The sequence below is a fragment of the Mucilaginibacter sp. SG564 genome (assembly GCF_013149275.1).
Classification (GTDB): Bacteria; Bacteroidota; Bacteroidia; order Sphingobacteriales; family Sphingobacteriaceae; genus Mucilaginibacter.
The window spans coordinates 982,542-1,009,505 of record NZ_JABGNA010000001.1 but is presented as its reverse complement, the minus strand read 5'-3'; the positions used below and the strand labels follow the sequence as shown (position 1 = coordinate 1,009,505).

General features: G+C 41.5%; 13 protein-coding genes. 2 read left to right on the top strand and 11 right to left on the bottom strand.

Annotated features, from left to right (window positions below; translation table 11 throughout):
• Nucleotides 1-65 precede the first annotated feature (65 nt).
• The 5 genes from FHW89_RS03725 to pbpC all read right to left on the bottom strand — a co-directional run bounded on the left by FHW89_RS03725 (nucleotide 66) and on the right by pbpC (nucleotide 8,418).
• On the bottom strand, nucleotides 66-1,040 hold the full coding sequence (locus tag FHW89_RS03725) for a polyprenyl synthetase family protein (RefSeq protein WP_172333645.1): 975 nt from the start codon (nucleotides 1,038-1,040) through the stop codon (nucleotides 66-68).
• Nucleotides 1,041-1,146: 106 nt separating this feature from the next.
• Nucleotides 1,147-3,282 carry a ribonuclease R gene (gene rnr / locus FHW89_RS03720; protein WP_172333644.1) on the bottom strand — a complete coding sequence of 712 codons (2,136 nt, stop codon included), beginning with the start codon at nucleotides 3,280-3,282 and terminating at the stop codon, nucleotides 1,147-1,149.
• Between the two features lie 188 nt (nucleotides 3,283-3,470).
• Nucleotides 3,471-5,183, bottom strand: coding sequence for an ABC transporter ATP-binding protein (locus FHW89_RS03715; protein ID WP_172333643.1), 1,713 nt, complete (start codon nucleotides 5,181-5,183; stop codon nucleotides 3,471-3,473).
• Nucleotides 5,184-5,900, bottom strand: a complete 717-nt coding sequence (locus FHW89_RS03710) for a 3'-5' exonuclease (protein WP_172333642.1) — start codon at nucleotides 5,898-5,900, stop codon at nucleotides 5,184-5,186.
• 124 nt (nucleotides 5,901-6,024) lie between these two features.
• Entirely contained in the window at nucleotides 6,025-8,418 is a 2,394-nt protein-coding gene (pbpC, locus tag FHW89_RS03705; protein ID WP_172333641.1) for a penicillin-binding protein 1C, read from the bottom strand.
• Nucleotides 8,419-8,502: 84 nt separating this feature from the next.
• Between pbpC and FHW89_RS03700 the strand changes: the two genes are divergently transcribed.
• A complete protein-coding gene (locus FHW89_RS03700; protein ID WP_172333640.1) occupies nucleotides 8,503-9,228 on the top strand; it encodes a glycosyltransferase family 2 protein in 726 nt (241 codons plus the stop codon).
• On the opposite strand, the gene FHW89_RS03695 is transcribed toward FHW89_RS03700, so the two are convergent.
• The 5 genes from FHW89_RS03695 to FHW89_RS03675 form a co-directional block, all read right to left on the bottom strand.
• A complete protein-coding gene (locus tag FHW89_RS03695) occupies nucleotides 9,199-9,972 on the bottom strand; it encodes a 4'-phosphopantetheinyl transferase superfamily protein (protein WP_172333639.1) in 774 nt (257 codons plus the stop codon). The genes FHW89_RS03700 and FHW89_RS03695 overlap by 30 nt on opposite strands.
• A 7-nt stretch (nucleotides 9,973-9,979) precedes the next feature.
• Nucleotides 9,980-14,008, bottom strand: coding sequence for a non-ribosomal peptide synthetase (locus FHW89_RS03690; RefSeq protein WP_216650461.1), 4,029 nt, complete (start codon nucleotides 14,006-14,008; stop codon nucleotides 9,980-9,982).
• Between the two features lie 2 nt (nucleotides 14,009-14,010).
• On the bottom strand, nucleotides 14,011-20,631 hold the full coding sequence (locus FHW89_RS03685; RefSeq protein ID WP_172333638.1) for a polyketide synthase: 6,621 nt from the start codon (nucleotides 20,629-20,631) through the stop codon (nucleotides 14,011-14,013).
• Nucleotides 20,632-20,773: 142 nt separating this feature from the next.
• Entirely contained in the window at nucleotides 20,774-21,946 is a 1,173-nt protein-coding gene (locus tag FHW89_RS03680; protein WP_172333637.1) for a glycosyltransferase family 2 protein, read from the bottom strand.
• The gene (locus tag FHW89_RS03675; protein WP_172333636.1) at nucleotides 21,943-22,866 is read right to left on the bottom strand and encodes a glycosyltransferase family 2 protein; all 924 of its coding nucleotides are present in this window, start codon (nucleotides 22,864-22,866) and stop codon (nucleotides 21,943-21,945) included. The genes FHW89_RS03680 and FHW89_RS03675 overlap by 4 nt, the downstream gene beginning before the upstream one ends.
• A gap of 207 nt (nucleotides 22,867-23,073) precedes the next feature.
• Between FHW89_RS03675 and FHW89_RS03670 the strand changes: the two genes are divergently transcribed.
• Complete coding sequence (locus tag FHW89_RS03670) at nucleotides 23,074-24,213, top strand: acyltransferase (protein ID WP_172333635.1); 1,140 nt, start codon at nucleotides 23,074-23,076, stop codon at nucleotides 24,211-24,213.
• A gap of 46 nt (nucleotides 24,214-24,259) precedes the next feature.
• Here the strand turns inward: FHW89_RS03670 and FHW89_RS03665 are convergent, their stop codons facing one another.
• Complete coding sequence (locus tag FHW89_RS03665) at nucleotides 24,260-26,917, bottom strand: amino acid adenylation domain-containing protein (RefSeq protein WP_172333634.1); 2,658 nt, start codon at nucleotides 26,915-26,917, stop codon at nucleotides 24,260-24,262.
• Nucleotides 26,918-26,964: the final 47 nt, after the last annotated feature.

Here is a 26,964-nt window from a genome sequence, read left to right as displayed (position 1 = left end):
ATGCGTTCCCTTCATTTGTTGCAGATGCCACCGGTAGCATGGCCAAATGTGGTAATAATGTTGAATCAATACTCTCTTACCAATAAACTATCGGCAAACTGACGCAGGTATTGGCGGCGCTCCTCGGGAAGATTGATATTGTCCAATGCCTTGAATGCTTTGTCGGCAAAGGTGTGCATAGCTTCTTCGGCGTATTTCCTTATCTGCAGCTCGTTATAAATACCAGTAACAGCGGTTACTTTCTCAGGTATGTCAAACAGTTGCATGGCGAGCCAGTTATTCAATTCATGTGCCTGATTACCTTTAGCCAACTCAAGTGCTTTGATAAGCAGGTACGTTTTTTTGTTGGAGATGATATCGCCGCCAACCTGTTTCCCAAATTTGTCGGGATCGCCATAAACATCCAGTATATCATCCTGTAATTGGAAGGCTACCCCGAGGTTCACACCAAAATCATATAATAGCTGGGCATCTGTTAACGATGCTCCACCTATAATAGCGCCAATTTTAAGTGTACCACCTAATAGCACAGCGGTTTTGAGGCGTATCATGTTCAGGTATTCGTCGATGATCACGTTGCTGCGTTGCTCAAAGCTCATATCGATTTCCTGACCTTCGCATACACCGGTAGCGGTTTCATTAAAAACATCCATTACCGGGCGTAAAATAGCATCCGGAACCCGCATCATCAGTTTGTTGGATTCTACCATCATGGCATCACCAGAAAGGATAGCCACATTGGCATTCCACTTTTCGTGTACGGTTATCTGGCCCCGGCGCAGTGGTGCATTATCCATAATGTCGTCATGCATCAGCGTGAAATTATGGAAAACCTCTATAGCTAAAGCTGGTTGAACAGCACTTTCTACATCGCCGCCAAAAAGGTCACAGGCCATAAGCAAAAGGGCCGGCCGCAGGCGTTTACCTCCAAGAGTCAGTATATAACTTATAGGTTCATATAAGTCTGCAGGGTGTTGAGGGAACTCAAGCTTGTCAATAGCTTCAGTTATCAATGCCTGCAAATCAGTAAGTTGTTTCATTCTTTATTGATTCATTGGTTCACTGGTTCAGTAGTTCATTGGTGTTTTATAGTGGATAGGTATTAAACAAACCACTAATGAACCAGTGAACTAATGAACCGATGAACTAATCTTGTACTAATGAAAAGTCAATTTGTTTTTTAGTCAGGTCGACATTTTTTACCCTGATCTGTACTTCATCGCCTAATTGGTATATCTTCTTTTTGCGCTGACCAATAATGGCGAAGTTTTTCTCGTCCAACGTATAAAAATCATCAGATATATCGCGTAAGCGGATCATGCCCTCACACTTATTCTCAATGATCTCTACATACATACCCCATTCGGTAACACCCGATATGATACCGATAAACATATTACCAACCTGGTCTTTCAGATACTCGGCCTGTTTATATTTCACCGAAGCACGTTCCGCGTCCGCAGCTTTCTTCTCCATTTGCGAACTGTGCGAACATAGTTTTTCATAATGTTCGGCATTGGCTGATTGACCTCCGTGCAAATAATGAAACAAAAGCCGGTGCACCATAACATCGGGATAGCGGCGGATAGGAGAGGTGAAATGGGTATAATGATCAAATGCCAGTCCGTAATGGCTGCTGGTTTTAGTAGTATAAATAGCTTTCGCCATCGATCGGATAGCCAGCTGGGTAAGCACATTCTGCTCTTTTTTACCCTCCACATCTTCCATCAAAAAGTTAAGGGATTTAGCCGTTTCCTTGTCCGATTTTGTATTTACCTTGTAACCAAAACGTGCGGCAAATTGCGCAAAGTTGGCCAGGGCGTCGGGCTTAGGAGAATCGTGGGCACGGTACACAAAAGTGTATTTATGTTTACCTTTACCCAATTTGCTCACATATTCAGCCACCTTGCGGTTAGCCAGCAGCATAAAATCTTCAATAAGTTTATGGGCATCTTTGCGCTCCTTTACATAAACACCTGTTGGCTTACCATGTTCATCCAGCTTAAATTTAATTTCGGTAGCTTCAAAACTGATGGCACCATTTTTGAATTTACGTTCACGTAGTTTATAGGCCAGGGCGTTAAGCTTTAAAATCTCATCTACAAAATCGCCTGCTTTATTTTCGATCACTTCCTGAACTTCTTCGTAAGTGAAGCGCCTATCGGAGTAAATGACGGTTTTACCGTACCATTCATTAATTACATAAGCATTTTCGTCCAGTTCAAACACGGCCGAAAAGCATAATTTTTCTTCCTTAGGCCGCAAAGAGCAAAGCCCGTTTGATAAACGCTCAGGTAACATAGGTATAACACGGTCGACCAGGTAAACCGAGGTAGCACGTTCCAATGCTTCTTTATCTAAGGCAGAGTCGGGTTCTATATAATGTGATACGTCGGCAATGTGAACACCAACTTCATAGTTGCCATTGTCTAACTGTTTGAATGACAACGCATCATCAAAGTCTTTGGCGTCAAAAGGGTCGATAGTGAATGTGGTGATGTTTCTGAAATCGCGCCTTTTGGCTATTTCGTGCTCCGAGATAACATCAGATATGGCTTCGGCCTCATGTTCTACTTCGGCAGGGAAAGATAGCGGAAAACCATACTCAGCAAGTATAGCATTCATTTCCGTATCATTTTCACCTTGTGCACCCAGTACATGCTTGATCCTGCCGATAGGGTTTTTTGCTTCGGTTGGCCAGTCGGTAATCTCGGCAACTGCTTTTATTCCATTCTTAGCACCATTCAACTCGCTGATGGGTATAAAAATGTCGTGCATCATTTTACGATCATCAGGAATAAAGAACGCGAAACGCTCCGACAGTTTTACTACACCGGTAAATTCCATTTTAGCCCTTTGGATGATCTCAATTACTTCACCCTCTTTACGTTTTCCTTTGCTTTTGGCATATACGTATACTTTAACACGGTCGCCATTCAGGGCGTTGCGCAGTTTACGGGGAGCTATAAAAATATCGCTTTCAAATTCATCATCAGTAACAATAAAAGCCGAGCCATCATTGGTTAGATCAACTTTACCTTCAATAAACGTTTTTAACTCCAGAAGTTGGAATTTACCGGGCGAAAGTTCTTTGAGTACTGATTTTTTGGCTTCGTCTTTTAATATATCAAATATGATCTCGCGCGCTTCGGGGTCGCGAACATTTAGTTTAGCAGAAACTTGTTTGTAATTTAACGGTGTATTACCGTTTTGTTCAAATACATCAAGCACCATTTGAGTGAGTACCTGAACTATTGAAGAGTTATTTTTCTTTTTAGACATACATAAGTATTTGGTCAAAGATACGGAATTTGGGCATTAGCGGATGGGGGAGTTTTTGAGGAACAAGGACATTTGGAACAAAGAACAAGGACAGGAAAAACAAAAGAGTTTCTGGGATGATGATTGTTGGTGTAAAAGAATATAGAAAAAATCCTTATTCTTTGCTCCAAACATCCTTGTTCACTGAATTATCCCTGCGGGATGGATGCTATCAGACGTTTGGTATAATCTTGCTGCGGGCGATAATAAATATCATCGGGGTAACCTGTTTCGACGATCTCGCCTTTGTTCATCACCACCATACGATCAGATATATGCTTGATAACGGCCAGATCATGTGAAATAAAAATGTAGGTAAGCTTAAACTCCTGCTGTAACTCACGGATGAGATTCAATACCTGCGCCTGTACGGATACATCCAAAGCGGAAACTGATTCATCGCAAATAATAAATTTAGGTTGCAGAGCCAAAGCGCGGGCTATAACAATACGTTGCCTTTGCCCACCCGAAAACTCATGCGGGTAGCGGTTAAAATGTTCAGGCAAAAGATTTACCCGTTGCAGCAGTTCCAGTACTTTTTGCTTACGTTGCGTGTCGTTGCTATAAAATTGGTGTACCTGTAAAGGCTCCATTAATGACTGCCCAACAGTTAGCCGTGGATTTAAAGAGGAGTAGGGATCTTGGAAAATAATCTGGATATCCCTACGAATTTCGCGTAAGGCATCTTTTTTTAAACTGCCCAGATCCGTTCCTTCAAAACTTACAGTGCCATGAGTAGGTTCAATGAGGCGCAAAATAGTTCGGCCAAGGGTAGTTTTGCCGCAACCGGATTCACCAACGAGACCAAGCGTTTCGCCTGGATAGACCTCCAGGTTCACATTGTTTACGGCTTTTACCACTTGCCCTGACGGGCCCAGCAAACCCGGATTAATGGGGAACCAGGTAGATAGTTTATCAATTTTTAAAAGAGGTTGCTGTTCATAAAGCGCTTTTTTACGATTGGCGACTTCTGTTTCAGTATAACTGTATCTGGCGCGGATGCTCTCGATAGTTGTTGATTGAGTATCCGGGGAACCATCAGCATTAAAAAAGTCGGCTATAACAGGTAGTTTTTTTAAGTGCTGATCAGGGGAGGGCCTGCAGGCTAAAAGTCCTTTGGTGTAGGCATGTTGTGGATTATTGAACAAGTCAGCTACAGAAGCTTCTTCCACAATTTGTCCTTTATACATCACCAAAACCCGGTCGGCAATTTCTTTGATCACGCCCAGATCATGCGATATAAATATAAGGCTGCGGCAACGTGTACTTTTGAGATTTAACAACAGATCGATAATGGCCTTTTGAACCGTTACGTCCAGCGCTGTCGTTGGTTCATCGGCTATCAATATCTCGGGATTGCAGGAAAGAGCCATGGCTATCATTACCCTTTGTTTTTGCCCGCCGGATATTTGATGTGGGTAGCTGTCGAATATAGTTTCAGGTCGCGGTAACTGAACTTCGTTAAATAATTCGATGGTCTTCTTTTTGGCTTCAGCATTACTCAGCCCTAAATGGAGTTTTATAGCTTCGGTAAGCTGAAAGCCACAGGTAAGCACGGGGTTTAGCGAGGTCATAGGTTCCTGAAAGATCATGGCCATCCGGTTACCACGAATGTGGCGCATATCAGCCTCAGGTAGTTCAAATAGCTTGGTATCATTCAATAATACTTCTCCATTAACTACCGTTTGATCGGTATTGAGTAAACGCATCAGGGCAAGCGACGTCACTGACTTTCCAGAACCCGATTCGCCCACAATACCTACTGTTTCGCCTTTTTTTAAAGTGAAAGATATATTTTTTACCGCTTTGAATAAACCATTAGCTGTTTTAAAATTAACCGAAAGATCGCTTATCTGTAACATTTATTGGCCTATTATGGTAACCAGTTCATCTTTTATCAGTTCTTCACCACGGTAGCGTCTTAACAGCTGTGCCGTTGCTACAACATCTTTTTGGCAGTAGGTGCATATACGCTCGAGTTGGTTCAGGTTCCAGTAAACATCGCCAACCATGCTGCCATCAATATCGTCTTTTGGGGTGGGGATGTCAAATATGGCAGTAAGCAGGTTGAGTGAGGTGTAGTTTTTATAATCGCCAAATTTCCAGAGTTCCATGGTGTCGATATGTACAATTTCCCATGGTTTTTTCCCGGCTAATTGTAGCTGAGGTGGAAATGGCAACCCATTGATCAGTAACCTGCGACAGATGTAAGGGAAATCAAACTCTTTACCATTATGCGCGCATAAAACCAAGTTAGGCGCCTGACCGAACAACAGGGCCGAAAACCGGGCAAGCACGTCCTTTTCATCATGGCCCGCGAATGATTTTATTCTCAACCCGATGTCCTTATCTTTGCTGCCTGTAAATATCCCCACCGATATACAAATGATCTTACCAAACTCGGCCCAGATGCCAGCGCTTTTATAAAAATTTTCGGCGCTTTCATCCTTGCGGAGGTTTTGGCTTTTAAGTTCCCAAAGCTTTTGCAAATGTTCCGGTACCTGATCATGTGAACTGTATTGAGGCACGGTTTCGATATCAATTACCATTAAATTATGCAGGTCATACTGTTCGAGCATTGGAATTACATTTTTGTGATGCCAATATAATGAATGTTTGGACTTTGAACGGTTCTATGTTTTAAGTTATATAGCCAACAATTGATTTTTTGACACTTAACTTATTACATATTATGTGAATCCATTATTTACTCAATATTTCAAAGCCTATGTTAATGGTATTTCCATTTCCGTCAACCAGGGTAAGTATATGTTTGCCTGGAGGCGGATTAAGGGCCATCTGGTGAAAATCCTGTGTTTCGCCAACGTACTGATCATCCAGGTGCCAGAATATTTTCATGCCCGGAACCCGGTGAGCAGCATTACAGATCATCCGGCCCCGGCTACCATCGGCTTCAAGAGGTACATATATTTTGGCGTCATCTTTTGGGTATATAACCTCCATGGCATTACCATTCTCTGCCTGAATACAACCCGCGCGAAAAGGCGGTAATACATGATACTGATAATCTCTGGCTTTATAATAGTACTCCATAGAAGGGGGGAGTACAAACCACTTTTTATTGATCATATTATCCGGCGATTCGCAATTCCCGTTTACCTGATACCGCCCATCGGCCGAGAGATGTATCAATTTATGATAGGGGCAAACGGGTGCTTTAAGTCCTGATTTAGGAACCAGCATATCGTCGGTGTTATCACAATACTGCCCGGCGCGGTAACCACTTTGATGGCATACCTTTATTTTGACCATTTCGCCGGTTGGCATTTCAAACCAATCGCGCGATACAGGTAATAACCGGAAGATCTCAAACAGCGCGGGTGCCGCGGTATTAATACCTGTTAACCCGGGCCGGCCTTCGCCATCAGTGTTGCCCACCCATACACCAACCACATATCGTGGAGTAACACCTATTGCCCAGCCATCGCGAAAGCCAAAGCTGGTGCCCGTTTTCCAGGCCACACGCTGGGTGGAGCTGAACTGCTGCCAAAGCATTTCTTCACCTGGTCTCATAACCTCTTCCATCGCCTGGAATGTATAATATATGGATGCTGCATCCAGTAAGCCCGTTTTTTCCAGGTTAGGTTTTACTACTTTTTGTGGTATACTATAAACGGGGCTATGATAATCTGCCGGGTTATACTGACCATGATACCGGTCATAATGATTAAGCACCCGGGCCATATCAGCATAAGCTCCGCTTAGCTCCCATAGCGTATTTTCGCCACCGCCTAATATCAGCGACAATCCATAATGATCTGCCGGTTTGGTTAAAGTAGTGATACCTGCCTTTTGCAAAAAGTCATAAAAACGTTCGTATTTAAATTGCTGCAACATTTTTACAGCGGGTACATTTAAGGAGCGGGATAATGCCCGTGATGCTGGCACAGCGCCATCATATCCCAAATCAAAGTTTTCCGGGTGATAACCTGCTATCAGTGTAGGTACATCAGGCAACAGGCTGTTAGGTAATATCAAACCGTTATGCAACATGGAGGCATATAATAGAGGTTTTAGGGTACTACCCGGGCTGCGTGGAGCGTCAATCACATCCACATCACTTTCCATCTGCGGGTCTTCCCTGTGTGCTATATTACCCGCATAAGCCAGCGTAGCACCCGTTTCTACATCTAAAACAATGGCGGCAATGTTATTAATATCATTAGCTTTCAGAAGCTGATGGTGCTGTTCCAGGATATCATTAACCTGCTCTTGCAAGGCGGAGTTTATACTTGTTTGTAGCCGGGTATCGCCGTCAGGGTGGTGCTGCTGATCGTTTTTAAACCGCTGAAGTAGGTGAGGAGCCTGCTGTGGTAAAGGTACCGGGCGATCTGGCACAGGTTCCAGTTCAGCCAAAGCTCTTGTTGTACTGTCAATGACACCTGCCTTGTAGAGACGCTGAAGCAATAAGTTTCGTTTTTTGAGTAATATAAGCCTGTTTCTGCCGGGATGCACTAATGATGGTGAGTTTGGCAGAACGGCCATCGCCGCCATCTCTCCCCAGGATAATTTGCTAGGATCGCGCCCAAAATACCGCCATGAAGCGGCATCCAAACCGATTACATTGGTGCCAAATGGAGCATTGCTGGCATAAAGTGCTAAAACTTCGTTCTTACTATGAGTAAACTCCAACCGCAGAGCCATAAATATCTCTAAAAATTTATTCCAGATATTGCGTTTGTGCTTAGTTGCAAGCCTAATGACCTGCATGGTTATAGTGCTGCCACCACTGGTTACTTTTTTTGATGAGATATTTTGTTTCAAGGCCCTGCCAAAGGCTAAAGGATCAAAACCGGGATGGTGCTCAAAGCGTTTATCTTCAAAGGCGATGATACATTGCTTAAACTTATAGGGCACGCTGTCATTATAGGGAAAGCGCCATTGACCATCGATAGCAATAGATGCACCTAATAATTGTCCATTACTATCATCAATAACATATGATGTTGGACTTTTAAATAACGGATTGGGCAAACAAAACCAAAACAACAGGGTTAAAACAGTCAGAAATATGAGTATAAATATTACTTTTGGTTTTTTTAAGTAAATTTTGACGTGTTTTAGTACGGCTTGCATTAAAATATTTTCAATAAAGATATAATAAGCTTATACCGAAGTATAAATATAAAACAATTGCATAGTTTGACCACAAAAACAATAATGACAATACAAAAATTATCCATTATCATCCCCGCTTATAACGAAGGTAATACGATACATTTAATTTTGGATAAAATTAAAGAGGTAAACCTTGTCAATGATATTCAAAAAGAGATCATTATTGTGAATGATTGTTCAAAGGACAATACAGAACTGGCCATTGCCACATATCAACAGGCTAATCCCGATATTAATATACAATACTTTAAGCATGAAGTAAACAAGGGTAAAGGGGCGGCCCTGCATACAGGTATATCAAAGGCAACAGGGGAGTATCTTATTATTCAGGATGCCGACCTGGAATATGATCCTGCCGAATATAATGACCTGCTAAAACCGGTAGTATCTGGTTTTGCCGATGTGGTTTATGGTTCAAGATTTATGGGAAGCAACCCGCATCGGATATTGTTTTTCTGGCATACCATAGGAAACAGATGGCTTACTTTTGCTTCAAATATGTTCTCCAATCTGAATCTTACAGATATGGAAACCTGCTATAAATTGTTTAACACGCAGATGATACAGGGAATTCCGCTAACAGAAAAACGATTTGGCTTTGAGCCCGAGGTAACCATCAAGATTTCGCGCATCCCGAAAATCAGGATCTATGAGGTGGGCATTTCTTATTATGGCCGAACCTATGAAGAGGGGAAAAAGATAGGGTGGAAAGATGGTGTAAGGGCCATATTCTGTATATTAAAGTACGGGTTGTTTAAAGCCCGGTAAAAAGTTTTCAAAGTTAACATCCCAATACATTGTTTGCCCGGCTGTTATTTCGGTAGCCAGGCTGGCCATATTATTTTCGTCGGGCTTAAAACTGTTCATTTTCCAGTTACCGGATGAGGCAAGTATACCTCCATCCAATTCATGATCGCCGTTTAGGCTGGGGATATATTTCAGGTTATTATCTAAACCAATTGCGGTTGCTTTGGTTAATGCTTCTTTACGTGTCCAAAGTAAGTAAAAGCTGTTAATAGAGCCCTGATGGGCAATATAATGAATCTCGTCTTTACTAAAATAATCGGCAAGAATCTCTTTATAACTAAAAGAAGGATCCATCTCTTCAGTATCTACGCCAACTTCTGTGTTTGATATAGCAATTAAAACCCAATCGCCTGCATGAGACACGTTGTATTTTAAGTTTTGCTCGTATATGTATGGCTTTTTGTTGGCACTGATAACAAATTTAATGGTAGTAGCAGGCTGATTGGTATACTTGCTTAGTAAACAACGCAATGCTCCTCGGCTTAATACAAACCGAAGCTTGTCTTTTTTTTGTACATAACGGTTAGCTCTTATTATTTCATCAGGTAATAATACTTTAAAAAAGTCATCAATAAATGTCAGATTTGAACTGATCCTGATACGCCAAACATCAACCTGGCCATCATTTAACTTATAATCACAACTCACGCCATTTTGCCAATTAATATCATCTTGGTATTTGATATGAACTTTAATTAAACACATAATATGGTTATTTTGGGGCGACTTTGTTTAGGCAGCTTTGTAATATACTTGCAAATATTTTATCATTAGGGGCCTTAAAAATAGAATTATGTCCGCCAGGTATTTTATGTACGTTAACTCCTTTTAATGCATATGGTTTCCAGCCAAGATATTCAAAATCGTCCATGTAAAAAGTACGATCCTCGGCTCTGAACAATTCAATAGTAATATTTCGGGCCTCTAATTTATAATGTTTTTCGGCAAGTATATTCATTTCATCTATTTTATTGGCATAACCAAAAAAACCTTCTTGCTTTTCGTCCTTGAATATCTTCCAAAATAATTTGGTAAAACCACGTTTGGCTACCTTACCCGTATGTACCACTGTGCTCGCGAAACCATTAGGGAATGATAAATTATATATCAATTTACGTAAAAAAAACTTACCCCGTTTTGTTTGCGTTATGATCCATGGATCAAAATAAGGTGAACGATAAGCGTATGTATCAAACATGGCCAGCATTTTTACCTGTTTGCCTTGTTCTTCGAGCTGTTTGGCCATTTCAAAAGCAATGATACCTCCAAAAGAATAGCCTGCCAATGCATAAGGGCCTGTAGGGTTTTGGGCCATGATGGCCGCATTATAATGCGCCGCGATATCAACAATGTTATTTAATGGCTCATCTATACCGTTAAGGCCCTTGGCCTGCAGACCATATACTGGTTGGTCGGCATCCATGCCTGATGCCAGGGTGTTGAATAGCAATACATTAAGCCCAGCTCCGTGCACAATATATAAAGGCATTTTATTGCCCGAAGGCTTAACAGGCACCAATGAATCCCATACGATTGATTTGCCATCCATCTCCAGCATTAAAGCCAATTTTTCAATAGTGGAGTTTTCAAAGAGAGCAGCGAGGGGTAGGCGTTTACCGGTAAGTTTTTCAATGCGGGTCATTACCTGTACTGCAATAAGGGAGTGACCACCGAGCTCAAAAAAATTATCGTAAATACTGATGTTTTTGATCTCCAGGAATTCCGACCAAACATCGGCTACCAGTTTTTCCACATCTGTTCTTGGAGCTATGAATAGATGAATGTTTTCGGCTAAGTTGCCGTGCTGATCAGCCAACGCTTTTTTATCAACCTTACCATTAGGTGTTAAAGGCATAGCTGGCACAATGATCAGGTTATCAGGAACCATATAGTCCGGCAGTGCCGATCTTAATGCAATTTTCCAATCTTTTACCTGATCGGTTTCAGATTCGGCTTTATAGTTATCTCCTGTAACCACATAGGCCATCAATTTATCGATACCATTATTATCGGGCCGAGCCAAAACCACCGCTTCTTTAATGTTATATTGATTAACCAGGTGATACTCTATTTCGCCGGTTTCAATGCGGTATCCCCGTATTTTTATTTGCGAATCTATCCGGCCCAGGCATTCGATTTCGCCGTTGCTGAGAAATTTACCCATATCACCGGTACGGTACATTTTACTACCGGCGACTTTTGAAAAGGGATCGGCAACAAACTTTTCGCTTGTTAAAACAGGTTGATTTAAATAACCTTTAGCAACACCATCACCACTAATATATATTTCTCCTGCTGTTCCAGCTGGCAAAGGGTTAAGATATTTATCTAAAATATAAATGGCTGTATTGTCAATGGGTTTGCCAATGGTGATAAGTGCATCATCGGCTTTTATCTGTTTTACGGTTGACCACACAGTTGTTTCCGTTGGGCCATATACATTCCACAAACTTTCCGCCCGGGCTACTATTTTTTCGGCTAGTTCTTTTGGTAATGCCTCACCACCGCAGATAACCTTTAGCGGAGTTGCGGTATCCCAGCCAGCCTCAAGCATAATGCGCCAGGTATATGGTGTGGCTTGCATAATGGTAATGCCTTCTTTTTGGATGATTTCAAGTAGTGCACGTCCGTCTTTCGCTTCCTGGCTGTTGGCTATGATTACCTGTGCACCACTGATCAATGGTAAAAATAATTCCAGGCCTGATATATCAAAACTTACCGTGGTTACCGCCAGCAGTTTGTCTGCGGCCGTAATACCTGGTGTTTTTTGCATACTGTACAAAAAGTTAATTAAGTTATGGTGAGCTATTTGTACGCCCTTTGGCAATCCTGTTGAGCCAGAGGTATATAGTATATAAACCAGATCGTCGCCTTGTACCTCAACTTCTATATCACTTGCAGCGTACTGATCAAGTGTAGGCCATATATTGTCTATCAGCAATTCTTTTGCAATTGCTGGATAACGTTCTTTATAATTTTCGGATGTAATGAGCAGAACCGAACCGGAATCAGTAAGCATGTGGTTGATACGGTTTAAGGGGAATTGCGGATCTACAGGTACATACACCGCGCCTGTTTTCATGATGGCCAGCATTACCACTACCAAATTCGCCGAACGATCAAGCACAAATGCTACTTTATCACTTTTTTTTACGCCCTCGCTGATTAGCAATGATGCCAGCTGATTGGCGTTTTCATTTAACTGTTTATAGGTAATCGATTGATCACCAAATTTTACGGCTACATGATCGCTAAATTCTTTTGCCCGTTGGCTGATCAATTGATGAAGACCTGTATCTTTCGGGTAAGCAGAGAAGGTATTATTCCAGCTATTTAGTTGATCGATAAGCTCTCCGGAGTTTTTAGGCGGAATATCGGCAATGAGTATATCGGGGTTATTTACCAGTTGTTTCAATAAAAATTCGAAATCATCCATCATACCGCGGATAGTTGATGCTTTGAATAATTGGGTATTGTATGACCATTCCAGGGTAAGTGCCTCATCACGTCCGGATATATTTACAAATAGTTCGAAACTTTCATATTCGCGGGGATTACTTATTAGCTGATGTTGTAATCCGTTAAAATTAACATCATCATCAAGCCCCATATCAATATTAAACATGACTGGCGCCAGGGGTATGCGCGAAGCATCGCGGGGGATATTTAGGTTTTTGAGCAGGCTGCCGAAAGTATATTGCTGATGCTCATACGCATCTAAAATAGCCGAAGTACGTTGTTTTAGATAAGTCCTGAATGAAAGTTCGCCCTTTGGATAACTTCTGAGTGCAAGCAGATTAACGCAATGCCCAACTAAACCGTAATTGCCTGTAGCCGACTGCCCCGCAGCAGGCAAGCCCAAAGTGATCTCGTCCTGACCAGTTAAGCGTTGCAAAAAAATCTCAAAAGCCACCAATAGTGTAGTAACGAAGCTACTGTTGTTACTTTTAGCCAGTTTTTTTAAAGAAGAAGTCAGTTCGCTGTCTAAATTAAAATCATCGCGGTGGCTTTTATAGGTGCGTATGGCTGGGCGTGGCAGATCGGTAGGAATATTTAAGGCGTGGGTACTGCCTTTGAATTGTTCAAGCCAATAAACTTCTGTGTTTCTATATTCCGGAGTCTGCTCAAATGCCAATTGTTCAGCAGCATAATCACTGAAGAGGGGAGCAGGGGATAGTTGCGGCTGTTCATTATTGCTATAGGCATTATATAGTTTTCCGAGGTCTTGCATCATAATGCCTATCGACCATCCATCGCAAACTATATGATGGGCAATGAAGGTTAACAAGTGTTTATCACTGGCTAATTTGATCAGTGATATTTTAAACAGAGGGCCCGTGAGCAGATTAAACGGTGTTAAAGCATTTTGCTGATTTTGCTCATCGATAAGTGTTTGTTGTTCTTCGGCTGAGCGATCAGTAATATCCTGGTAATTGATTTTGAAGGCCAACTCTTTATAAATGCATATATACTTGCCATCGGCGCTAAAACATGATCTGAGCGCTTCATGCCGGTTAGTCAGATCCTGTAGCGCTCTTAACATAGCCTTATGATCTAATATGCCTGAGAGTAATAATGAAAATGATTCGTTATAAGCACAATTGGCCTCATCGCCGCCAATAAGACAAGAAGCCCAGATTTCCAATTGCGATTCTGTAGAATGGGCTATGCCTTGTAATTCAGGTCCGGCAAAAGGATCAAATTCAACCGGAGTAGTATTATATGTGTAGACGGCTTCCAAAATCAGTTGTTGCTAACTTTTACCTGTAAATATTGTCCTGGATTGTTTTCGTCACTGATAAACCAACCCGGATTACCGTCTTTATCACGCCCAAGTTTTGCACCAGGTACAGGCGGGGTTGTAGCTAAGCCATTTTGCATAACATGAGTTTGTTGCTGTTTTTCTGATGGCATAAACCCTGAGGCTATTAGTTCTGCAACACTTTCCTTGAATTTGCTGATGATCAGATCTACTTCCTCATCCGTATGGGAAGCGGTTAAAAAACAAGGGAAAAGATCCCAGATATGAATGCTCTTAAGGCGTAGGAGTGTAAACAGTAATTCGCCGTAAGCCAGTTCATATTTGAATTTTATTTTCCAAAGCGAACCAAAATAGGGTACGTAAACAGGAATGCCATTTTGCTCACAAATAACGTTTAAGGCATCGGCTAATCGTTTAGTTCGTGCGTTCAGATCTTCCTGCAATGATGGGCCCTGCTCTTTCATATACAGCAACGTAGCCTTCCCGGCTGCCAACGCTAAAGGGTGACGAACAAAGGTGCCCGCGAAGTAAGTAACCCCAGCCTCAGGGGTAGAGTCGTTGCCATATTGCCAGTTGCCACCATCCAAAGCATCCATATATTTGCTGATACCGGCTATAGCGCCAATGGGCATGCCACCACCGATAACTTTACCATAAGTGCCCAGGTCAGCCTTGATACCGAACAGGGCCTGCGCACCACCCGGATGCATCCGGAAACCCGTTATTACTTCATCAAATATTAAAACAGTTTCTGATTGCTGGGTTATCTCTCTTACTTTCTTTAGAAATGCTACGGGTTGAAATTCCGGTCTGCGGCTTTGTACAGGTTCAACCAGTACAGCCGCCAGCTCGTGGGCGCGTTCAGCTATTATTTTTAAAGATTCTTCGGTGCCGTAATCCAGTATCAGCATATTTTGCACTACTTCGGGCATAATGCCGGGAGCGGCTGGTACCGTCTTCAATTTTTTAGTCCCGCGAACAATCACTTCATCATTAATGCCATGATAAGAGCCGCTAAAAGCCACAATAAGCGATCTGCCTGTAACCGTACGAGCAATACGCATGGCACCTAAAACGGCCTCGGATCCGGTATTGCAAAGGGCTGCCCGATCAAAATTGGTAAACTCGGTGATCAGCTTACAAACGTCGCCTGCCAGTTCATGCTGCGGACCTATTTCATAGCCTTTTTCAACCTGCTCCAGAACGGCTTTTTTAAGTTGATCTGTTTGATAACCTAAAAAGTTTGATCCAAATCCATTCAACGCATCAATATATTCGTTGCCATCGATATCCCATACATGACTGCCTTTGGAGCGGTTAACCACCAAAGGATATACAATTTCTTTAGTCAATGGCCTGAAACCACTTACCACACGGGGATCGGCCATGTATGGACGATCTTTTTGTGTTTGTGCTTTACTGGCGCTGGTTTTTGTATTGTACTGGGCGGTCAGTTCTTTTAAAAACGCCGCTTGTTTGTTGTTGAGTTCCAGTGTTTGCTTTTCGATACGAGCCGTCGCGCCAAATGGTTTTTTTAATTCTACTTGTTCTTCGGGACTGAGTTCGTATGTTATTGAAGGCTTTGCAGGTGCTATAACAGGAGCGGGGATACTATTATTTTGGATAGTAGTGCCTTGTTGAATACCATTGCCGTTTTGTAAAAGCGCAAGCTGGTTGGTAAGCAACTGCAATTGTTGCGATATTAACCCAATGATCAGATCGTTATTTCCTGCACTGGTGTTTATAGTTGGTGGTATAAATGCCTGTTGCTGTGCTACTACCGGTGCCGGTGCAACTGCTTCCGGCTTCAAAACATCGGCAGGGAGATTGGCATCCAGATAAGATGCCAGCAGGTTTAAGCTGTTATACTCTTCAAATAATTTCCTAAAAGTAATCGGCACATTGAATGTTTTTTTAAGATTAGTAGCTATTTGTGTGAGCGAAAGAGAATCGAACCCTATTTCCATAAAACTCAGCCCTGTATTAGCCGCTTCTATTTCAATGCCGGCAGCATCTTCAAATATTTCTTTCAGTTTAGTAATTAAAATATCTTTTCTCATTGGTATGGTTTGCGTGATCGGGTTTTCTGTTTGTTGAACAAAAGCATCAGCTATTGTTTCAATTTTATGAGTAATAGCTGCAGGTTCGAGCCAGTATCGTTTATGATCAAATGCATAAGTAGGGAGATCGATCCTTTTCCTGTTCTGGCCTTGATAAACAACATCCCAATTAAGTTCTAATCCGCTTAACCAAAGTTGTCCCTGTGCTTTAAGAACAGAATAACATTCATCATTGGTTTCGGTTTTCTCAAATCCTGATATAACCGTTGCTTTCCTGCCTGCTTCATGCTGGCGTGTTAAGGTAGCTAATATATTTCCGGGGCCAACCTCCAGGAAAAGCCTGTTTTCATCCTGCAGTAAAGTATCCAAGCCATCGGCAAAACGAACAGTTCTGCGCAGATGTTGCGCCCAATAGGCCGGGTCGGTGGCTTCTGCTTCGCTCATCCAGTTACCGGTTACGGTTGATATTAATGGTTTTACCGGTGCATTTAATTTTATGGATCTTACTGCCGCCTCAAACGGGGCAATAACCTCATCCATCATGGATGAATGAAAAGCGTGACTGGTTACCAGTAAGCGGCTGGGTATGCTTTTTTCGGATAGATCAGCAGCGAATTTATTAATAAGATCATCCGGTCCGGCTACTACACACAATTTACGGCTATTGATAGCTGCTATAGATAAGCCATTTGGTAATAACGCTATAAGCTGATCTGCCGTTAAGCGCACTGATAGCATGCTGCCAGTTGGTACGCTATTGATCAGCCTTGCTCTTTCGGGTACTAAAAACAACGCATCTTTTAACGTAAATACGCCTGCTAAATGGGCCGCTACAAATTCGCCAATGCTATGGCCAATTAAAACCTCAGGCTGTATACCCCAGCTCATCCATAATTTGGCCATGGCATATTCCAGGATAAATATGGCGGGTTGTGCGTTTATGGTTTGTTTTATTTTTTCGTGTGATTGTTCATCCTCTGTTTCTGGATATAATATTTGCAGTAATTCCTCATGTATAGTTCCTTGCAAAAGGGCTATACATTCATTCACTGCATTGGCAAAAACGGGCTCGGTTTGATACAGATCGGCGCCCATTTTGGCATACTGCGAGCCTTGACCTGGAAACATGAAAACTATACCGCTAATGTCTGTTTTTAAGTTTTTTGAAGCGGACGGTTCTCCAGGTGTGTTTAATTTAGATATCAATTCTCCATTATTGGTCGCTAATACAAACCTGCGAACATTAAATTCCGCCCTGGTGGAGTGCAGGGTGTAGGCAATATCATTCAGATTGACTGTGGGGTACTTTGAAATATAGTTGCCAAGGTTTTGAGCATACTGATTTAAACTACTTTCTGTTTTTGCCGACCAGCAGATCAATTTCCACGGCTTATCAATTCCCGGAGGAGTTGTTTTCTCTTCAAATTCCTCCAATACCACATGTACATTGGTACCACCCACACCAAATGAACTCACACCGGCACGCCTGATATCATCTGTTTCCCATGGGTTTAATTGCTCGTTCACATAAAATGGACTATTGGAAATATCAATGTTCGGGTTGATATGCTGATAAAATAGTGATGGCGGTATTTGCCGGTTACGCAAAGCCAAAACCGTTTTGATTAATCCGGCAACCCCTGAAGCCGCTGTTAGGTGGCCCATATTACTCTTTACCGAGCCAATAGCGCAATACTGCTTTTTGTCCTGTTCGCCAAAAGCTAGATTTAAACCTTCTATTTCAATAGGATCGCCAAGAGGGGTGGCCGTTCCATGCGCCTCTATATAGCTTATAGATGAAGCCTCGATTCCGGCATCATCAATAGCCATAGCGATAGCACCAGCCTGACCTTGAGCACTTGGCCCGCTAAAACTACTTTTAACCGAACCGTCATTATTAACGCCAACACCTTTGATAACACTGTAAATGGTATCGCCATCTTGCAGCGCATCTTCCAGATTTTTTAGTAAAACAACGCCTGCGCCATCGCTAAAAACGGTTCCTGTTGCCAATTCGTCAAACGGGCGGCAATGGCCATCATTGCTCATGATGGCCCCTTCTTCGTAAAGATGCCCGCTTTTTACAGGCGAAGTGATGGATGCTGCGCCCGCAATGGCCACGGAACATTGTCCGTCGCGTATACTGTTTACGGCTTGAGCCACTGCCAATAAAGATGTCGAACATGCGGCATAAACGGCTACTGCAGGGCCTTGCAGATTTAATTGATAGGCTGTTCTGGTAGCTATATAATCTTTTTCATTTAAGAGCCGCACCTGGAAATGACCTATCTTTTCTACTATATCCGGATTGGTTAAAACATTGTTATCGTAATAAGTATTGTACCCACACCCGGCAAAAACACCAACAGTTCCCATGTATTTTTTAGGCAGGTGTCCGGTTTTTTCCAATACTTCCCAGGCTATTTCCAGGAATATACGTTGCTGGGGATCCATTAATTCGGCCGATCGCGGGTTGAAGCCAAAAAATTCAGCATCAAATTTGTCGGCTCCATCAATAATACCACGTGCTTTTACATAAGCAGGATTGTTTTTTATTGCAGTTGGAATATGTTTGTCTATTTCATCAACACTAAAAAAACTGGTTGTTTCACGTCCTTCGGTTAAAAGTTCCCAAAACTCATCGATATTATTGGCTCCTGGGAACCGGCCAGCCATGCCGATAACAGCTACATCGCGGTTAGCATTATTCTCTTTGTTTTTTTTGCGGATTGAAAACTGTTTTGTTTCGTTTGTGCCGTTTAATAAACCTTCTAAACCCGCTATGGTAGGATATTGGTAAAGCTTAGTGATGGGTATAACATAATTGTATTGCTGTTTTAACTCACTTACTGTTTTTAAAGCCAGTAACGAGTTACCTCCCAATTGAAAAAAATTATCATCCAAACCAATCTTGTCCAACTGCAATAAATTCATCCATACAGTGGTGATATTTTTCTCTGTTATTGTAGATGGTGCTTTGTATGAGGTAGAAAGTTCTGGTCTTTGCAAATTGGGCTGTGGTAAAGCCTTACGATCTACTTTGCCACTGGTGGTTTTAGGTAGCTCATTTAACCATATATAAGCAGAAGGCAACATAAAATCGGGTAAATGCTTTTCTAAATGCTGACGTACCTTATCTGTATTTTGCGATTTATCGGATGCGACAAGATATGCCAACAGTCGTTTTTGCCCTGCGGCATCTTCGCCAGCAATAACCACGGCCTGCCTGATGTTTTCTAACTGATTTAACAATACCTCTATCTCGCCTAATTCCACGCGGTTACCTCTGATCTTTACCTGGGTATCTTTACGGCCTAAATATTCAATATTACCATCCGGTAAATAACGGGCCAGGTCGCCGGTATGGTAAATGCGCGTGGTTTTATTTTCTGTTTCTGACCAGCTAACGAATCTTTCGATGGTTAGTTCGGGTTTATTTAAATAGCCTTCAGCTAAGCTTATACCAGCAACGCAAAGTTCCCCCGTTTCTCCCTCAGGTACTTGATGAAACAATTCATCCAATATAATGATGTCGGTATTATCAATCGGTATACCAATATTCGGTAAAAATGGCCAGAGCGATGGATCGCCATCCAACTTTAGTTGTGTTACTACATGGGTCTCAGTTGGGCCATATTGATTATATAATGTACAGCCTGGCAGTGCTTTAAAAAAACTACCGATCTGGGGAGTTATTTTCAATTGCTCACCTGCGGTCATAATCTCCTTTAGACAGGTAGGAAAAAGATCATTGCTAACGGCAGCTTCGGTTAAATACTGAAGCACCACGAATGGTAAAAATATCCGGTTTATCGATTGTGACTCAATATATTGTAAAAGTTGAACAGGATCTATTCGCAATTCGTCATTTATTAGCACCAGCGTGCCGCCGGTAGTAAGGGTAGCGAAGATCTCCTGAAAAGACACATCAAAAGTAAGCGGAGCAAATTGCAGGGTGCGCGAACCCGATGCGGATGTAGAATGATCTTTTTGCCATAGTAATAAGTTTACTAATGCCAAGTGGCCCATCAGAACGCCTTTGGGTTTACCGGTTGATCCTGAGGTGTAAAGAACGTATGCACCCCGGTCTGTCGTTGAAGGTAACGGATTCACTTCGGGATAAACATGATCATTCAACAGAATATTAAGTGGCAGCTCTTCGAAAAAATACTCCTGAGCTTTAGGTGTTATACAGGTATCGATACCAGAGTCGGCTATGATCTGCTCAAGCCTGTCTTTGGGATATCCCGTGTCAAGAGGTAAATATGCCTTGCCTGCTTTAAGTATGGCTAAAACGCTGATGATGGTTTCAATGCACCGATAGGTATTGACGCCAATTATTACTGAATTTGGTGACGTTGAAATAATAGCGGCTGCCAGGTTATTGGAGAGCTGATCTAAACGGGCATAAGTAATACTTTCGCCATTATAAACAACGGCGACGGCATCAGGCGTTTTATTTAGCTGACGCTCAAATAACCCTTGGAGCAGAAGCGTATGATCTGTATCCTTTGACGATGTGATGCCGTTGTTATTATTCATAAGTTGACAAGGATAACTATCTGAACTGATCAGACCATTTATTAATTGGGTTTTAAAGTTAGTTGCAGGAACTTTAAACCAGGTCAGGATAGCGATTTTATACTTTTATATATTTAATATTTTAATTGTTATTAAGCACCGGTTATTGTTTGCGCTGTACTTTTTCCCAAACAGCACTTTGTTTGCCTGTAAAATATCTGATAATGCCAGCCAAAACTGCATAATTCATCACACAAAAATAATATGGTATAAACAATATTTTTATGCGAAGTTGTTTCTTCTCCATAATAAACCCTAATACCGCAAGCGTATAAAACAATATTTGAGCCAATAAAAGTAATTGGTATCCAGTAGCCCCAGGTTCAAGAGCCAATATAATATTGAGTACAAATGATAATATCAATAAAAAAGGGGTAATAGTCCATCGCAGAACGCGGTGACTGATGTATTGAAATGAGAGAACTGGGTAAACAAAAGGATAGAATAAGCTTTTTAACCGTAAAATAGATTGTATGCCTCCGGCTGCTATCCTTACCTTTCTTTTTAACTCTTCTGATACGTTTTCTGATGCAGTTTCTGTGGCATAAGCTTCGGGTTCGTATACAATCCGATATCCCTTTTTGGCTATCAGCATAGATATCATAAAGTCGTCCAGTACGGTATCTGCCGGAACGGGCTGATAAAGATGACGCCTTACACTAAACAATTCACCAGCCGCGCCAACAACCGAATACAGTTCAGAATCCCATTTTTTTAATGCTGATTCATACTTCCAATAAAAGCCTTCACCCGCGGCGCTGGCATCGGCATTTTCATCAAAGTGTACACGTTTTTCCCCGGCTACCGCCCCAACTGTGGCATCGATATAATGCCTGCAGATTTTTATCAGTGCATCTTTATTCAAAAATGTATTGGCGTCGGTAAATACAACTGCATCGGTATGTACAAATTCCATAGCACGATGTACTGCTGCTATTTTACCGTTCCGTTGCGATTGATGCAATAATTGGATCTGTGAATATTGTGCTATGATGTTTGGTGTATCGTCTGATGATCCATCAGTTACAAAAAGCAGGTTCAATTTCCCTGCAGGGTAATTTAATAAAAGAGTATTAGCTATTTTATCTTTTATAAACCCTTCCTCGTTATAGGCTGCTACAACCAGTGTGCAAGTGGGTAGGTTATCCAGATCTTCTGTTATTACTTTGGTACCCCTGAATATTCTTTTGATACGTATGATGGCATATAGAAGTATCCCATAACCCGCAAAGGTGTAAAATACAATAAGGAGGCTTATGGCTAATGTAATTTTCATTTGATGGTGCTAATAGGATAACCTAAATTGTTGCTATTTTTTGAATGGGTGAAATTCCACCAGATGGCTTTAAAAAGTACAGGTATAAAATTGCTGTTACCCGCTTTAAGATAAGCTATTAAATTCCGGGGCACTACAAAAAGTAAAAAATAAACGTAAAAGATCAGCATTTTACCAAATGGCGCGTTACGCCGTATAAACAACATGCGGTTGCGGTTCATGAAATACTCTTTTAGTTTACTTTTTTTACCTACTGACACCGATTCTTTATGGTAGATCAATGCATCAGTACAAATCCAGACCTTATACCCGGCGTTCATGATATGTTCGCACCAATCCACTTCTTCGTAGTATAAAAAATAATTTTCGCTCATTAACCCGGCTTTGTCTACAGCTTCTTTTCTGATCATCATAGACGCACCATGACAATAGGCGGTAGGGCCCGTGATATGATCATACTGGCCAGTGTCCTTTTGCTTAAAGCCAATGCAACTGTTACGGCAGGTATAATAATTCATGGGTGTATATCCTGCGTATTGTATCAACTGCTTGTCGCTGTAATACTTGATCATAGGCGATACCATCCCCACTTCATCTTTGGTATCCATAACCTGAACCAGTTTTTCGACCAGGCCAGGGGTAAATTCAGTATCATTATTGACCAGGAAAAGATAATCGCCGGTTGCTTCTTTAATCCCCAGGTTATTTCCACCTGCAAAACCAAGGTTGACCTCGGAGCGTATAAAAGTTACATGCGGATATTTTAAAGACCACTCTGGTAGGGGATTTGCTATACTTGCATTATCAACTACAATAATTTGAATGTTTTTGTAGCTGTTCAATTTTTCTATTGATTCCAACAAATCTTCAGTAACTGCCGGCTGATTAAAATTTACTGTAACAATAGAAACTTTTTTCATGTATAATGATTAAGACAGAAGTGATACGTTTACGAATTAATATTATCAAAAGTTAAGCCATAGCGAGGTGAAGCGCATAGTCAGAAGTGTGCCAGGCGTGAGTTGGAGTGTTGTAACATAAGGTTGTATTGATACATAAGTATTTATAGTGTTATTTCTTAATCAGAAAAGATTATCTAAAAGTTAAAATCGTAATATAAAATAGCTATGGATGATGGAACGAAGCAAGTTTCATTGAGTAAAAATCGCCCCAAATTGCATTTCCCCAATTTAAACGGGATCAGGGCCTTGGCCGCCCTGATGGTGGTTATAGCGCATATTGAATTACACAAAGGCAATTTTAACATACCACGTATACCGCATTTTGATGTGCTTAATTTAGGCAAGATCGGTGTAACGGTTTTCTTTTCATTAAGCGGATTTTTAATAACCTATTTATTACTGGAAGAAAAGAAAAATTTTGGAGCAGTTAATTTTAAAGCTTTTTATATGCGAAGGCTTTTGAGAATATGGCCTTTATACTTTCTGGTGGTTTTATTTGGTTTTTTTATTTATCCGGGTGGGGCAGATAAAGCGTTATGGCTTTCGGTATTGTTTTTACCCAACCTGGCATTTTGTCTCAACCTGTTACCGGCTATTATGGATCCAATCTGGTCAATTGGTACCGAAGAGCAGTTTTATATTTTTCACCCTCATTTTTTCAGGCTCAAAAAGCTGAACCATATTCTTTATGCATTATTACTTTTTATCGTTTTTATCATCGCGATACAGGTAATATTTGGCAGGATTGCCAATGAGAGCTCAGCTTACCACATACTACATATATTTTTGTATTACGCCCGCTATGATAATATGATGATAGGGGCGGTGATTGCCGTTATTTATTACAATACCAAGCACCCGGAATTTGATTTTAAATTTCAACGTCTATTTAATGTGATCTTTAAAAGATGGTTTCAGGCCATATTAATGATGATTTATATTATTTATCTTGGGTTGTATATCAACTATGATATTCCGCATGGTGATGTTTTGATAGCATTTATGTCGTCGTTACTTATTGTAAACCTTTGCGAGGCTGGTACAAGCATCTATTCATTAAATCACAGATATCTGGATTATATCGGCCAAATTTCATACGGGATATATTTACTGCATAAATTTGTTTTATTCCTGGTGTTATTCCTGGTTAAAAAGTATTTGATCTCCCTGGGGATATTTATCGAAAACATCCTGATCTATACAGTGACAACAGGGGGGACTATAGCCTTGGCTTCGGCTTCGTATTATGGTTATGAAAAACCTTTTTTGAAGATCAAAAAGCGATTCCAAAAAATTACCCAGTGATAATTTATATCACCGGGCAATCAGTTAGTTAATTATATAGAGGATATTAATTCTTGGATACCTGATCAAGGCAATTTTGCAGCACCACGGCAAATTCCTTATCGTTTGGTGGAGCAAATATGGTATTATGCTCACCAGGGATATCATGCACATGAACGCCTTTTTGCGCAAATGGACGCCAGCCCAGGAATTTAAAATCGGCCATGTAAAAAGTGCGTTTCTTAGCTCTGAATAATTCAATGGCTATCGGTAATGGTTTCAGAATATAATTGCGCAATGCTTTTTCACTTGCTTCGTCTATCTCGTTATCATAAGCAAAAAAGCCTTCTTTCTTCTCGTCCTTGCCCGGAGCTATTTTCCAGAAAAGTTTAATGATCTTCCTTTTAATGATCAGACTCTTATATTCAATGGTGCGTTTAGGATCTTCTGCGAGCAATACCAAACTATAGCCGATCTGTTTTAAAACCAAAGTAGCTTTATTAAATATCTTTTTTAGTAAAGGATCATTAATAGTTGACAGATCTGCATAGGTATCAAACATGGCCAGCATTTTCACCTCTTTACCTGCGGCCATTAATTGATTGGCCATTTCATAGGCAATAATGCCACCTAAGGAGTACCCTGCAAGGGCGTAGGGGCCTTCCGGATTCTTTGCTACAATTTCGGCTATGTAATTAGCAGCTATCTCTTCCATAACATCCAATGGGTCATCAATACCATTCAATCCTTTGGCCTGAAGACCATAAACTGGTTGCTCAGCATCCATATTCATAGCCAAGGCATTGAATAATAATACATTCAAACCAGCGCCGTGTACAATATAAAGCGGCATTTTTGTGCCATTAGGTTTTATCGGAACTAAGGATTCCCAGGTGATAGAGGTCGCATCAACTTCAAGGCGGGCAGCCAATTTTTCTACTGTAGCATGTTCAAAAAGCGTGGCCAACGGCAAGCGTTTACCAGTTTCCTGTTCCAGGCGAGCCATAATTTTAACTGCTACCAGGGAACGACCACCCAGTTCAAAGAAATTGTCAAAAATACTAATGGTTTCCAAGCCCATTAACTCTTTCCATACATCGGCTACCAGTTTTTCATTGCTGGTGCGTGGCGCTACAATCTCGCCGGTACGTTGTATGTTGCTATAGTTTGGTTTTGGCAAGGCCTTACGGTCTATTTTACCATTAGGCGTAATCGGGATGGTTTCCATGATCACAAAATCATCGGGTACCATATATTCCGGTAATACCTCCAATAGGCCCCGTTGCCAGGTATCAAATTGCGCGCGCAGATCGTTATCACTTTTTTGATCATGGATGATCACGTAACCTACTAACCGCGGGTTTCCGGGAGTATCTTCACGGGCAATAACAACGGCTTGTTTTACATTGTCTTGTTTTAACAGATTTTGTTCTATCTCTTCCAGTTCAATACGATAACCACGTACTTTTACCTGGTGATCAATACGACCAAGGCAAACGACCTCTCCATCTTCACGTATTTTACCTAAATCACCGGTACGGTACATTTTGCTTCCGGGAATGCCCGAAAATATATCATTCACAAAACGCTCGTTTGTAAGCTCAGGGCGATTTAAATAGCCCTTGGCAACACCATCGCCACCAATATATATTTCGCCAATGGTTCCGTCTGTAAAGTTGTTCAGCTTTTCGTCAAGAATGTAAATCTGCGTGTTATCTACGGGTTTGCCGATCGAAATATCTTCGTTGCTGGTAATCTGTTTTACTGTCGACCATACCGTAGTTTCAGTCGGGCCATACATATTCCAAAGTTCGGAGCAACGGGCAAGGAGTTTATTGATCAGATCCTTAGGGAGGGCCTCACCTCCACAAAGTATCCGGAGCGGGAATTTGGTTTCCCAGCCCGCTTCCAGCATTACCCGCCAGGTATAAGGGGTAGCCTGCATTACGGTTATCTGATGATCAGTAACCAAATCGATCAGCGCGCGACCATCTTTAGCAGTAATCGCATCAGTAATGATCAGTTTAGCACCGGTTAACAGCGGCAAAAACATTTCGAGCCCGGCAATGTCAAAGGAAATAGTGGTTACAGCAAGCAGATTATTGCCGGTTTTTAATCCGGGTTTTTTTTGCATGCTGAGCAGAAAATTGACCAGATTATGATGTTTGATCTGTACACCTTTGGGTTTACCGGTTGAGCCTGATGTAAATAGCACGTAGGCAAGGTCATCTCCTGTAACTATAGTTTCTGGTTCTTCGCTACTATAGCTATCAAATTTAGCTATCGCATCTTCAATCAAAACCTCCTGTGCTACTGAAACAAAATGCCCCTTAAATTTTTGAGAAGTGAGCAATATTTTGGCAGCCGAATCTTCCATCATGAACTCTACCCGGTCTTTCGGATATTCAGGATCAAGAGGTACATAAGCCGCACCGGTTTTTAAGATGGCTAACAATGCGATAAGCATTTCGGGAGAGCGATCAACCGATAGACCAATAATATCACCTGTTTGTATGTTGAATGTGAGCAGGTGCCTAGCCAGTTTATTTGCCGCTTCGTTTACCTGTTTAAAAGTAAGTGTGCGGTTTTCAAATACAACGGCAACCTCATCGGGTAGTTGAGCGGCACGATCTGCAATTAAATGATGAAGCGCTTTATCTCTGGGATAATCAGCCTGTGTATTGTTCAATGTATTTATAGCGTCTGTATTTACTGGATTGGACATTGTGAGACAATTATTTATCCGGTTAACATCTTTATGCCCTCGTCAAT

Bases quoted from the DNA above. Each gene is read 5' to 3' on its own strand.
- FHW89_RS03725 (WP_172333645.1), bottom strand. From the start codon at position 1,040: ATGAAACAACTTACTGATTTGCAGGCATTGATAACTGAAGCTATTGAC.
- rnr (WP_172333644.1), bottom strand. From the start codon at position 3,282: ATGTCTAAAAAGAAAAATAACTCTTCAATAGTTCAGGTACTCACTCAA.
- FHW89_RS03715 (WP_172333643.1), bottom strand. From the start codon at position 5,183: ATGTTACAGATAAGCGATCTTTCGGTTAATTTTAAAACAGCTAATGGT.
- FHW89_RS03710 (WP_172333642.1), bottom strand. From the start codon at position 5,900: ATGCTCGAACAGTATGACCTGCATAATTTAATGGTAATTGATATCGAA.
- pbpC (WP_172333641.1), bottom strand. From the start codon at position 8,418: ATGCAAGCCGTACTAAAACACGTCAAAATTTACTTAAAAAAACCAAAA.
- FHW89_RS03700 (WP_172333640.1), top strand. From the start codon at position 8,503: ATGACAATACAAAAATTATCCATTATCATCCCCGCTTATAACGAAGGT.
- FHW89_RS03695 (WP_172333639.1), bottom strand. From the start codon at position 9,972: ATGTGTTTAATTAAAGTTCATATCAAATACCAAGATGATATTAATTGG.
- FHW89_RS03685 (WP_172333638.1), bottom strand. From the start codon at position 20,631: ATGAATAATAACAACGGCATCACATCGTCAAAGGATACAGATCATACG.
- FHW89_RS03680 (WP_172333637.1), bottom strand. From the start codon at position 21,946: ATGAAAATTACATTAGCCATAAGCCTCCTTATTGTATTTTACACCTTT.
- FHW89_RS03675 (WP_172333636.1), bottom strand. From the start codon at position 22,866: ATGAAAAAAGTTTCTATTGTTACAGTAAATTTTAATCAGCCGGCAGTT.
- FHW89_RS03670 (WP_172333635.1), top strand. From the start codon at position 23,074: ATGGATGATGGAACGAAGCAAGTTTCATTGAGTAAAAATCGCCCCAAA.
- FHW89_RS03665 (WP_172333634.1), bottom strand. From the start codon at position 26,917: ATGTCCAATCCAGTAAATACAGACGCTATAAATACATTGAACAATACA.